Annotated in this window: 6 protein-coding genes; 2 read left to right on the forward strand and 4 right to left on the reverse strand. The window is 67.8% G+C overall.

All coding sequences use genetic code 11. The features are described from left to right. Positions 1-21: 21 nt before the first annotated feature. The gene (locus tag P12x_RS17275; RefSeq protein WP_435005641.1) at positions 22-606 is read right to left on the reverse strand and encodes an ECF-type sigma factor; all 585 of its coding nucleotides are present in this window, start codon (positions 604-606) and stop codon (positions 22-24) included. A 237-nt stretch (positions 607-843) separates the two neighbouring features. Here P12x_RS17275 and P12x_RS17280 point away from each other — a divergent pair, with 237 nt between their 5' ends. Both P12x_RS17280 and P12x_RS17285 read left to right on the forward strand, forming a co-directional pair. Beyond that, a complete protein-coding gene (locus P12x_RS17280) occupies positions 844-3,960 on the forward strand; it encodes a tetratricopeptide repeat protein (protein ID WP_435005642.1) in 3,117 nt (1,038 codons plus the stop codon). 641 nt (positions 3,961-4,601) lie between these two features. Beyond that, a complete protein-coding gene (locus P12x_RS17285; RefSeq protein WP_435011679.1) occupies positions 4,602-5,411 on the forward strand; it encodes an IS630 family transposase in 810 nt (269 codons plus the stop codon). A gap of 226 nt (positions 5,412-5,637) precedes the next feature. On the opposite strand, the gene P12x_RS17290 is transcribed toward P12x_RS17285, so the two are convergent. The 3 genes from P12x_RS17290 to P12x_RS17300 form a co-directional block, all read right to left on the reverse strand. Next, positions 5,638-7,230, reverse strand: a complete 1,593-nt coding sequence (locus tag P12x_RS17290; RefSeq protein ID WP_435005644.1) for a TolC family protein — start codon at positions 7,228-7,230, stop codon at positions 5,638-5,640. A 142-nt stretch (positions 7,231-7,372) separates the two neighbouring features. Then, complete coding sequence (locus P12x_RS17295) at positions 7,373-10,897, reverse strand: efflux RND transporter permease subunit (RefSeq protein WP_435005646.1); 3,525 nt, start codon at positions 10,895-10,897, stop codon at positions 7,373-7,375. 39 nt (positions 10,898-10,936) lie between these two features. Beyond that, the gene (locus P12x_RS17300; RefSeq protein WP_435005647.1) at positions 10,937-12,355 is read right to left on the reverse strand and encodes an efflux RND transporter periplasmic adaptor subunit; all 1,419 of its coding nucleotides are present in this window, start codon (positions 12,353-12,355) and stop codon (positions 10,937-10,939) included. Positions 12,356-12,552 lie beyond the last annotated feature (197 nt).

Below are 12,552 nucleotides of genomic sequence, written 5' to 3' on the forward strand. Positions count from 1 at the left end.
GGAATCGGGAGGGCAAACACGTCAGGCGGTAGGAACTTTTTCTTCGGATACGCCGCCGGCCATGGCGGAGTAAAGCCAGGCGCGGGCGTATTTCCAGCCCCGGTCGGCGGTGGACGGCGAGATGCCCAGGCAGGCGGCCGCCTGCTCCAGGGTGAGGCCGGCGAAGAACTTCAGCTCGACGAGTCTGGCTTTCGCCGGGTCGTGGGCGGCGAACCGCTCCAGTGCCTCATGCAGGGCGACGAGGTCCGCGTCCGGGTCATCGACCCTCAAGGTGTCCAGGTCGGCGTGTGCCCGCTGCCGCCCGCCCCCGCGCTTGGCGGCCGCCTTGTGGCGGGCCGAATCGACGAGGATGCGCCGCATCGCCTCCGCCGCGGCGGCGAAGAAGTGGCCGCGTGAGTCCCAGCGTCGGTCATCGGCCGGGCCGACCAGCCGCAGGTACGCCTCGTGGACCAGGGCGGTGGCGTTCAACGTGTGACCGGGGGCCTCCGCGGCCATGCGGGCGCTGGCGAGCTTCCTTAGCTCGTCGTACACGAGGGGGAGCAGCTCGGTGGCCGCCTTGCGGTCACCGTCGGCGGCCGCGCCGAGGAGGTGGGTGACATCGGACATGCGCCCAAGTATACTGCCGGCCGGGGCCTGCAACCAGGAGCAGTGCATGGGGAATTGAGGATGGCGGCGTCCTCCCTGGCCGGCGGCATCTTGAATCGCGTGAGGCGACCGTCCACTTTTTACCCTGCCCTCGGTGGACGGCCCCCGGTCGAACCGCCGTGAACAGGTCCTGAGAGGCGAGGTGCGGATCGCGATGATATCCTGGAGGCCACCTTCGCATCGCCCGAGGTCGCTGCCATGACGGATGAGTCCCTGTTCATCGCCGCCTTGGAAAAGTCGAGCCCGGCCGCGCGTCGAGCGTTCCTGGATCAGGCGTGCGGCGGGGACGCCGGACTGCGGCAGCGGCTCGAGCTCCTCCTCGCCGGGCACGACCGAGCCACCGGTATCCTTGACCGCCCGGGCGTCCCGCCGGGCCCGGTGGGTACGACGGCCTGGGTCAACCCGCCGACCGAGCAGGCCGGGACTGTGTTGTCCGGGCGCTATATGTTGATCGAGGAGGTCGGTACGGGCGGGATGGGGGCCGTGTGGGCGGCGGAGCAGACCCAGCCTGTCCGCCGAACGGTGGCAGTGAAACTGGTCAAGGCGGGGATGGACACGAATGCGGTCCTCGCCCGGTTCGAGGCCGAGCGACAGGCGCTGGCGATGATGGACCACCCGAACATCGCCAAGGTCCTGGACGGCGGCACGACCGACGCCGGTCGCCCGTACTTCGTCATGGAGTACGTCAAGGGAGTGCCGCTCACGACATATTGCGACGACGCCAGGTTGAGCGTCGCCGAACGGCTGGCGCTCTTCGTCCAGGTCTGCCAGGCCGTGCAGCACGCGCACCAGAAAGGGATCGTCCACCGCGACCTCAAGCCGAGCAACATCCTCGTCGGCCCGGTCGACGGACGGCCGGTGCCCAAGGTGATCGACTTCGGCCTGGCCAAGGTGGTGCGCGAGCCGCTGACCGGGCAGACCCTCCACACGGCGTACGGCGCCCTGATGGGGACCCCCCTGTACATGAGCCCCGAGCAGGCCGGGTTCCGCGGCCACGACGTCGACACCCGGGCCGACGTGTACGCCCTCGGCGTGGTCCTGTACGAGCTGCTTACCGGGACGACGCCGTTGTGGCGGCCGAGGCCCGAGCCAGCCGATTGGGACGAGTTCCTGCGGCGGCTCCGCGAGGAGGACCCGCCACGCCCCAGCGCCCGGATCGGCGGCTCATCCCCCGGCGCGGCGGCCCGACGCCACCCGGACTCGGCTCGGCTGTCGAGGATCGTGCGGGGGGAGCTCGACTGGATCGCGATGAAATGCCTGGAGAAGGACCGCGCCCGCCGCTACGAGACGGCCAACGCGCTGGCCCGCGACATTGAACGCTACATAGCCGAGGAACCGGTCGAGGCCGGCCCGCCGGGCACCGCCTACCGACTTCGAAAGTTCACCCGCAGGCACCGAAAGGCGCTCGTCATCACCGGGTCGTTCGCGCTGCTCCTGATCCTGGGGACGACGATCAGCGTCCGGCAAGCGGCGCGAGCGACGGCCGCGGGGCTTCAGGCGCGAGCGAACGAGCGCCGGGCCGAGAACGAGCGAGACGACAAGGAGCGGGCACGGCGGGCCGAGGCCGAGCAGCGGCGGAGGGCCGACGAGGAGTCGGCGATCGCGCGGGCCGTCAACGCCTTCCTGCTGGAGGACCTGCTGGGCCAGGCCGACATCGGCAACCAGGCCGCCGACCTGGGGCGAGACCGGGATGTCAAGGCGCGCGAGCTCCTGGACCGCGCCGCGCGGGTGGTCGAAAGGCGATTCCGGGGGCAGGAGCTGACCGAGTCAGCCGTCCGGCTCACGCTCGGCCAGGCGTATCGTGCCCTGGGCGAGTACGCCGAGGCGCAGGGCCACCTCGAGCGGGCCGTCCGGTTGCGGACGCTCCGGTTCGGCGACGAGCATCCCGAGGCGTTGGCGAGCATGCAGGCCCTGGCGGCCCTGCTCGCCGACCGCCGCCTCGACGACGAGTCCGAACGCCTCTACCGGCGGGTGCTCGAGGCTCGCCGCGCCCGGCTCGGGGCCCGGCACCCGCTCACGCTCCAGAGCCTCAACGATCTGGGCGCACTCGCTTGCGATCGGGGCCGCCCCGATCAGGCCGAGCCGCTCCTGCTGCAGGCGCTCGAGGGCCGCCGCGCCGCGCTGGGCGACAGCCACCCGGACACGTTCGAGACAATGAACAACATCGGATCCCTCCACCACACGCGCAACGGGTTCACCGAGGCGGAATCGTGGTACCGGCGCGCCCGGGACGGCTGGCGCGCGACCCTCGGGGCCGACCATCCCCGTACGTTGGAGGCCGCGAGCAACCTGGCCCTCGCCCTGCGGGATTTGGGCCGCCTGGAGGAGGCCGAGGACCTGTACGACGAGATCTTGGCGACCGACCGCGCCAAGCTGGGGCCCGAACACCCTTGGACCCTCCAAGCCAGCGGCAACCTCGCCGCCGTCTATTGGGATCGCGGCCGACGCGCGGAGGCGATCGAGTTGGCGAAGCAGGTCGCCGAGGCGACGGGACGCCGTCTGGGCCCCGACCACGCTGCGACCGTCCGGGCGCTGTCGGCCCTGGGAGTGTTCTGCTCGATGAGCAACCGCCTCGACGAGGCGGAGCCGATCCTGGTGAAAGTGCTCGCGATACAGCGGCGTACACTCGGCGCGGGGCATGAAGAAACGATCGTCACACTGAGTAACCTCGGCGCCCACTACAGCATGCGCGGTCGACTCGGCGAGGCGGAGGCCCTGCTCGGCGAGGCCCTCGCCGGTGCGCGGAAGGCGTTCGGGATGGGCGACACGGCCATCACCCAGCAGGTCGTCAACCACCTGGCGCTCGTCCACAGCAAGCTGGGCAAGCCGCAGCTCAGCGAGTCGAACCTCCGGGAGGTCCACGCCGCCCTGCGTGAGAGGTACGATCACGACTCGGATGAATACAGCAATGCGCTGGGCGCGTTGTCGAACAATTTGATAGGGCAGGAGAATTACGCCGATGCCGAGCCGATCCTCCGGGAGTCGCTCGAAATCGCGGAGCGGAAGATACCCGACCACTGGAGGACCTCGGTGATCCGGGCGAGCTTGGGCACCTCCTTGCGGAAGCAGGGCAAGTATCCCGAGGCGGAACCCCTGCTGCTCCGGGGATATGAGGGCCTCAGGGCTCGCGCGGACCAGATCACGCCCCAATCCCGGCACAACATCGCGGGGACCGTCCGGTCCATCGTCGCGCTGTATGAGTCGTGGGCCAGGCCCGGGGAGGCGGCCGCCTGGAGGGCGAAACTGGGGACCGACCCGACCACCGCGGCCGTCCTCGACGCCGGCTTCCCGGCCGACCCGTTCGCATCTCCATGACGGAAGCATGGTGTAATACCGTGAGAGTTCGCCACGAGATGGGTTCCTCAGGGCCTCGATCGCGACATGAGACCGGCAGCCGGTAGCGATCGGTAGGGATCAGGGCACGAATCCCGTGCTTAAGCTGACGTTTTTCAATATAACTGTTCACATAAATAAATTTAATTTTGTGTTTTCCGAGATTTCATGAGGGTTGATCGACCAGCTTCTACGTCGTGGCTAGCGAACAGGTCGTCAGGAAGGCCGGGCACTGGGTCGGGGATCGTTCGCCAGTCCTCCGCACTGGTCCCGAGTCCATCCTCCGCGTCTCGCCCGGCGTCGGCCGCGCTCTCGTACCGGTGGTCGGCTTCGCATGGCGAGTCCTCGAGCGTGCAGAAGAGGAAGAGCACGCCGCCGCCGTCTTCCGGCTCGTACATCATCACCCGTCGGAACGCGGAGCCGGACCTGGACACATTCGCCGTTCTGTGCACTCGCGGCCAAAAGTGCGGGGGTCTCATACGGATTCTACTATTTTCCTGCGCGCCCTCTTGCGCCCCGACCAAGCCGAGTTCATGATGGATCCCCTCCTCCAGGGCACACCACCATGCAGGTCACCGAACACCTGACGATCGACCGGCTCCGAGCCCTGGCCGACGCATCGCCTGGTAGGAGGCGATTCCTCCGCATCCGCGCCGTCATCCTGGCCGCCGAGGGCCGCACCGCCCCGGAGGTCGCCTTCGACTACTCCAGCCTCGACCCCCGGCCCCGGCACGCCAAGGCCGACCCCGACGCGTCCGAGAAGTCCCAAAAAAGTCGCCGGCCGCCTCGACGAGGTCGCCCGGGCCCACCCCGGCGAGCGGGTCGAGGTTTGGTTCGAGGACGAGGCGCGGTTCAGCCAGAAGGGGACGCCGAGGGCCGTCTGGGCCCGACGCGGTTCGCGGCCCACCGCCGTGCGCCAGACGCTGTACGACTACCTCTGGGTGATCGCTGCGGCGTGCCCGGCCACCGGGGCGGCGGCCGGCATCGTCATGCCGCACCTGGACACACCGACGATCAGCGTGTTCCTGGAGCAGTTCTCGGCGCAGCTCGCCCCGGGCGTGCACGCGGCGCTGATCTCGGACGGCGCCGGTTTCCACACCAGTGGCGAGCTGGAGGTACCGACGAACGGGTCGCTGATCCGCCTGCCGCCGTACTCGCCGGAGCTCAACCCGATCGAAAACCTGTGGCACTACCTCCGCGCGCACGACTGGTCCAACCGCGTCCATGAGGACTGGGAGGAGCTGAAGGAGGCGGCATGCTCGGCGTTGGTGGCGGTGGGCACCGACGCCGAGCGGATCAAGTCCTTATGCGCCGCCCCCTACCTGGACCGGCACGAATGCGCACAAATTAAATCTAATTCGTATGAGAGGGTGATCCGAGCTTGCTATGCGGAATGGAGCCGAAGCCTTCTGGTCATTCTCCTCGAATGGTGAAAGTCCCCTGTTCTCATTGGCTAGGTGAATCATGTCGGCCACCAGAGGATCCCGCGAAAGCCATTCCAGACCGCAAACAGGTCAAGCATTAATGAACTAGCCCGGAATCGACTCGAAGGATCCCCATCCCCGCGCAAATGGGAGGATTAACTTCAGAAAACCTGGCCTACAACCTAGGGGTTTCCATCGACCGGAATCGTCCTCCCCGCTCGGGATCTCTTCCGGTTCAAGGAAGGATCCGCCGGCCGATGGCCGTATTCAGTGCGAGCATGCTACGACGGTGGCGGACCTGGGTATCGCGGTACTGGCGTACGACCTCGTTGTAGTCCCGCTGGGCGACGACGTAATCGACCAGGGCCGCCTCGCCCTCGTTGTAGCGGCTGAGCGACTCGTCTCGGATCCGTCGGGCCCCGGGCAGGAGGTCCTGCTCGATCCGCCCGACTGCCTCCCGGGTCACGTGGTATTCCCGCTCGGCCTGTCGGACCTCGGTCGCGACGCGTAGCTCCAGCTGGCAGAGCTGGGTCCGCGTCTGCGAGACGTTGACGTTGGCCCTCTGGATGTTGCCCTGATTCCGGTTGTAAATCGGCAGGGGGACCGTCACACCCAAGGCCCACGAGTGGGCACTCTTGGTGCCGAACGGGGCATTATTCTGGAAGGTGTAGGGCTGGGCCAGGACGTAGATGTCCTGGAATCTCTCGGCCTTGGCCAGCTTCACGTCGGCCTGGGCCAGGGTGATACCCAACCTTGCGGCGGCCAGGTCCGGCCGGCTGTCGAGGGCCATCCGGATCAACTCGTCCCCGGGCGGGGGCGGAGGGGCGACGTCCTCGATGGTGCCTCGGAGCTCGATCGACTCGACCTCGGCCAGCGGGATTCGGAGGAGCGGAGTCAGCGGACGCTTGGCGGCCCGCAGGGCTTCCTGGGCATCGGCGAGCCCGATTCGGGCGGAGTTGAGCTGCAGTTTGATCCGCTCGACGTCGCCCAGGGTCCGCTCGCCCCCCTTGAGGAGCCTCTGGGCCTTGTCGAGCAGCTGCTCCAGGCCGGTGACGCTGGCCAGGGCGTAGCGGACCGTCTCCCGGGCCCCGAGGATCGTGACGTGGGCATTGTAGACGGCGTCGATCTGCTGGCGAACCGCGTCCTGATACTGGGCCTCGATGACAAACCTGGCCTGGGTCGCCACCGCGGTCCGAGCCTGGCGCTTCCGGGAGACGTCGAAGGGATGCGTTATATTGACGTCGTATTGGGTCGCCCCCCCGGGCCGCTTCTCGGAGAAGTTGCCGTACGGGATGAGCTGGCTGTCGGCGTAGAGGATCGGGTTCGCCCGGAGGCTCGCGGTGAGGACGTCAGCCCTCGCCTTGGGGATCTCGTGATACAGGGAGCGGAGCTCGAGGTTCTCCCGGACCAGGCGATCGACCGCCGCATCGAGCGTCAGCCCATCGGGCGGGCCCTCGCCCTCGGAGGAATCCGGGACCGACAGCGGGCCGTACAAGGGGACTTCGCTGAAGGGGATTGCCGGCGGCAGCGTGACCCCCTGGGTTGGCCGGATGCCGAAACCCGCCCCCGGCCGCGTAATATCGGTCGGGGCTCGGGGGACCGAGGCACCCGGACGCCCGCCGAGGATCGAGCCGATGTCGGCCGGTGCGCCGCCGCGAGTCCCGCCGGATCCGGGGATCGGGCCCATAGTCGACGAAGAGGGGACTCGGGCGAAATCCCGCGACTCGACCGTCGGGCCCTGGGCGTCCGCCTTCGAGACCATGGCGGCCAAAGAGACCGCAACGAGGGCGGCGAGCCCGTGGGGTGAGTAGAGTCGAAGAGCCGTCACGGCCACCCTCCTGGGCGGGATTCATAGCCCTCGGCATCCTGCCGGGCACCGGCCACGCGCTTTCGGCCCACCCCCTCTTACTTCGGCTCGCGGGGAGGCACAACTTGGGCGAGAGTGGGATTCCGATCCTTCGGAAGGCGAATCAGTGGGATAGTTTCCCGGAGTCGGCCGGTGGCTCGCGATGGCCATACAGGCTATAGAGCACGGGGACCAGGTTGGCCAGGATGAGGGTCATGACCATCCCGCCGACCACGACGATGGCCAGGGGACGCTGGGCCTGCGAGCCCATCCGAGTCGAGAAAGCCGCGGGGATAAGCCCCAGGATCGCCGCCAGGGCCGTGATCGTCACCGGGCGGATCAGCCTCTCGACGCCCCGTGTCACGGCCTCCCTGACCGCGAGACCCTTCGCCCTCAGGGCGTTGAACGACGAGACCATCAGTAGCCCATTCAGGACCGCCACCCCGAGCACCGAGACGAAGCCGACGGCGGCCGAGATGTTGAAGTTCGTCCCCGTCAGCAGGAGGGCCCAGATGCCCCCCAGTGACATGGCGATCACGTTGGCGAAGATGACCAGTCCGTCCAGCAGCGAGCCGAAGGCCAGGTAGAGCAGGAGGAAGATCAGGGCCAGGGCGAGCCCGACGATGAGTAGCATCCTCCGCTCGGCCTGCTCCATCTGCCGGAAGTCTCCGCTCCACTCGATCCGATAGGGGGCCTCCACCAGGGGGGCGACCCTGCCCTGGGCCTCGGCGACGGCCCCGGCCAGGTCGCGGCCCCGGACGCCGAACTTGACCGCGATCATCCTGTTGCCTTCCTCGCGATAGATCATCGAGGCCCCGGGGTGGATGAACCCGGCCTCCTGGTCGGGATTCCCCTGGGCGTCGGTCGGCGTCACCAGGTCGCGGAGACGCCTCCAGGGGGAGGAGCTCAGGTCGACGATGCCCGTGGTCAGGGAACTGCCGGCCAGGGCTGGCATCGCCCCGCTCGTGCCGATCGAGGCCACGCCCTGGCTCGGCCCGGTCAAGGAAGTGCCCGGGACGTCGGCGGCGATGCCGCCGCTGACCTTGTGGGCCGTCACGTTGACCGGGATGTCGAGGATGGCGGAGTCGCTCTGCCGGAGCCGCTCGGGCCAGCGGAGCGTCACGTCGAAGGACTTCTCGCCCTCGATCATCCGCGTGAACGGCTTGCCGGCCACCGCCGTCTGGATCACGTCCTCGACGTCCTGAACGCTCACGTCCCAGAGGGCGCATTTCTCGCGGTCGATGGGGAATTCCAGGTTCGACTGCCCCTTGATTCGGTAGACCCCGACGTCCCCGAGCCCGGGAACCTCCGACAGGGCCGACTCGACCTTGGCGGCGAGTTTCTCCAGCTCGTCCAGGTCGGGCCCGATGATCTTCACCGAGTTCTCGCCCTGCACGCCTGAGAGCACCTCCATGACGTTGTCGCGGATCTGTTGCGAGAAATTCCAGTTCACCCCGATGATCGTCCTCGTCAGCTCGCCGCTCAGCTCGTCGACCAGTTCCTCTCTGGTTCGGGGCCTTGTCGTCGAGAACCACCGTCGCCAGCCCTGCTGCTCCCGGACGGCGGGCCAGTCCTGCTGGGGCCTGAGCGGCACGAAGAACTCGGCACTGTAGAAGCTCGTCGGATCGGTCCCGCCATCGGGCCCGCCGAGCTGGGCGGCGACCAGCTCGACCTCGGGGTATTTCCGCATGATCGAACGGGCAATCTTGGCCTTGTCGGAGACCTCATCCAGCGAAATGTTGATCGGGAAGATGCTGCGGATCCACATGTGGCCCTCGTCCAGCTCCGGCATGAACTCGCGGCCCAGCCGAGGCACGGCCCAGCCGGCCGTGGCGAGGACGAGGATGGCGAAGGTGGCCAGCGTGGCCTTGCGGTGGTCGAGGAAATGCCCGAGCTGCCAGAGGTAGGCACCCTTGATCCAGCGGACCAGGACGTTGTCCCGAGCGGGCTTCAGGTGCCGAAACAGGAGCAGGCAGAGGACCGGCGACAGGGTCGCGGCCAGGAGCAGGGCACCGGCCAGTGCGAAGGCGTAGGTGTCGGCCATCGGTGCGAAAATCTGCCCTTCCGGCCCGGTCATCGTGAACAGGGGGAGCATCGCACAGACCATGACAATCGTCGAGAAGAACAGGCTCCGCTCGACCTCCATCGCCGCCCTGACGATCCGCCTGGCCAGGGGCAACTCGGAATCCTCGCCCGAGCTCAGCTTGCGATAGATGTTCTCGACGACGATGACCGAGCTGTCCACGATGATCCCGAAGTCCACCGCCCCGATCGACAGCAGGTTCGCCGACCGGCCGCGGAGATAGAGGACGGCGAAGGCGAAGAGCAGGGCCAAGGGCAGATTGATGGCGATGATCAGGGCGGAGCGGACATTGCCGAGGAACATGAGCAAGATGGCCACGACCAGGGCCATCCCGACGACCAGGTTTTCGCGGACCGTCTCGGTCGTCACGTTAATCAGGTCCGTCCGGTTGTAATAGGGGACGATCTTGACGCCCGGCAGAAGCCGGCCGGGGGCCGAGTTGAGCTCCTCGATCTTGGCCTCGACGGCCTCGAGGGCGGGGAGCGTGTCGGCCCCCTTGCGGAGCATGACCAGGCCCTGCACCGCGTCATCCTCGTCGACCCAAGCCCGCTCCCCGTCATGGCCTTCCACCGCTCGCCCTTCCTTGTCCCGGACGGGTCGGCTCAAGATAACCCGGCCCAGGCGGGTGTGGTTGCCGACGACCACCCCACGGTCTCCGACGTCCTCCCAGGGCTTGAGCGGCCCCCCCTCGGCAACGTCCTCCACCCGGATCGGGACGTTATCGGTCGAGGCGACCACTATCCGGCGAATCTCGCGGATCCGCTTCCCCTCCTCGGCCTTGAGGATGTCGCGAGCGGCCGCCGGGTCCTCCAGGCCGAGCACTCTCTGGAACGGGTCGAGCCCCTTCCCCAGCAGCCCGAGGCCGCGCACGACCTGGACCGTGTCCCCCTGGACCATGTAATCGCCGCCGACGTTCGCATTGCTCTGGGCGATCGCCTCCTGCAACTGTGCCAGGGTGATCCCGTAGCGTTTCAGCCGGTCGGGGTCGGGACGGACCTCGTATCGCTTTCGGGTGCCGCCGAAGCTGATGACGTCGATGATCCCGGGCAGGCGGCGGAACTCGCGGACCAGCGTCCAGTTCTGTAATGTCTTGAGGTCGTTCATCGAGTAGATGGGGCGACCGAGTGCGTCCTTGGGGTTGCTCAGCGTGTAGCGGAAGATCTCGCCGATCGGCGATCGCGGCGAGATCTCGGGGACGACGCCCTCCGGCAGTTCGACCGACCGGAGCCGGTTGATGACCTCCTGGCGGGCTTGGTTGTAGTCGGTCCCATAGTCGAATTGATTGTTGACGAAGGCCAGGCCGAAGAGGGCCTTGCTCCGCGACGCCCGCAGTCCCGGCATGCCGGCCAGGGCGACCTCGAGCGGGATCGTCACCTGGCGTTCGACCTCTTCGGCGGAGGCCCCGGGATACATGGCGACCACCTCGACGATCGCCGGGGCCGGATCGGGGTACGCCTCGACGTTGATGTGGACGAACGAGTAGCCGCCGACCGCGGCCAACGCCAGCGCCAGCAGGATCACGACCAGGGGATTCCCCACGGCCCAGTCGTACAGCTTGTTAAGCATGGAGGAACCAACCCCTTCCGGCGGCCATCCGACCCCGCCTCACTTCGAGTCCCGCCCCGCGGCCTGGAGCTCCTTCAAGGACGCCCGGAGCTCCAGGGCCCCCGAACTGACGACCAGTTCCCCGCGGACGATCGCCCCCGAGCGAGCCTCGCCCCCCGGCCCCGCGACGGGGGAGCGAACGTAGGCGACCTGGCTGGTATGGCGGACGATCTTCACATGCCGCAACTCGTAGGAAGTCTCGCGGGGATCGGGCTGGACGAAGACGACGCTCTCGTCCCCGTCCTCGATCAGGGCGGTCGTCGGGATCTCGACCTCGCCCGGATCGTCCGGCAGGGGGATCGAAGCCATGATGAATTGGCCGGCCCTCAGGTGCCCCGCAGGGTTGGCCACGTGCCCCATCACGAGGGCCGTATGCTGATTCGGGTCGATGATGTCGCCGATCTCCTCGATGACTCCCGTCAGGGGTTCGGCGGCCGGGTCCGACTTGAGCCGGACGGTCCAGCGGAGGGGGGATGGCAGCGCGAGCAGGATCGGCAAATCTTCCTCGTAGATGTGGGCCCACACGGCGAGGCGGCGGAGATCGGCGATCTTGAAAAGGTCCGAGGTGGTCGAGGCGATGTCTCCCACCGTGACGTTCTTCTCGACCACGGTGCCCGCAAAGGGAGCCCTCACCTCCAGCCGAGCCCAGGATCGCTCGCGGGCCGTGTCGCGGGTGTTCTTGTGTGCGTGCATCTGCTCGGCCTCGGCCTTGACCGACCCGATCTCCTCGTCGGTCAGCCGCCAAGATAGGAGCGTGCGTTCGACCCGGACGACGGCGATCTCGTCGGCCTCGACGGCCCGCTTGGCCTCGCGGACGTTCCGCTCGGGGATCGCCTGATCCTTCAGGAGCCGCTCGAGCCTTTCCAGCGTCTCCTGCTCGAGGCGGAGCCGGGAGAGGGCGTCGACGTACTCGCTCTTCTTCTCCCCCAGGGCCGTGCTCCAGAGGACGGCCAGGAGTTGCCCCTCCTTGACCTCGTCGCCGAATCGGAGCGGTCGGGCGGGGGTCTCTCCGGGTTGGGTGCTGGCCTCGGGATCGGGAATGGAGCCGACCTCGACCACCTCGCCGTCGAAGCGGGGATGGACGCGAGCGAGCCGGTTAGCATCGAGGGCCAGGGAACCCGAGAGCGAGAGCGAGCGGGCCTCATTCGCGATCCGCGCCGCGGTGGTGCGGATCCCGAGGGCCTCGACGACGTGCCCAGGGACCTTCAATCGGTTGCCGTCTCCCGAGACCAATTCGGCGACGACTCGCCCGGTGATGCGTGAGGGTTCGACGGGCTTGGCATCGCCTCCCTTCCATCGCAGGGCAACGTCCACCTCCTGTATGATCCGGCGGCGGAGGACGGGACTTAAGATTGTCGCACTCACCCCCGCGATCACGGGCAGGAAGAGCAAGAGCAGGAACCGCGATCGGCGACCCATGGGATCTTCCTCGGATTCGGGGGCTCCATACGCGGCCGATGCCCTGACCCGCCAATGCATACCTCGCGATGGAGGGGGGTGGAAATCACATTGGCGAGCCGCCGAATATTACCATAATCCAACGACGGGCGAGCGGTCGAGTCTCGATGCCGGCAACGCCCGAATCGTCCTCTCGCGGTGATGGCCGCTCGCTCCTG

Origin of the sequence: Tundrisphaera lichenicola, from assembly GCF_051175385.1 — a bacterium.
GTDB lineage: Bacteria > Planctomycetota > Planctomycetia > Isosphaerales > Isosphaeraceae > Tundrisphaera > Tundrisphaera lichenicola.

Bases quoted from the DNA above. Each gene is read 5' to 3' on its own strand.
- P12x_RS17300 (WP_435005647.1), bottom strand. From the start codon at position 12,355: ATGGGTCGCCGATCGCGGTTCCTGCTCTTGCTCTTCCTGCCCGTGATC.
- P12x_RS17275 (WP_435005641.1), bottom strand. From the start codon at position 606: ATGTCCGATGTCACCCACCTCCTCGGCGCGGCCGCCGACGGTGACCGC.
- P12x_RS17295 (WP_435005646.1), bottom strand. From the start codon at position 10,897: ATGCTTAACAAGCTGTACGACTGGGCCGTGGGGAATCCCCTGGTCGTG.
- P12x_RS17280 (WP_435005642.1), top strand. From the start codon at position 844: ATGACGGATGAGTCCCTGTTCATCGCCGCCTTGGAAAAGTCGAGCCCG.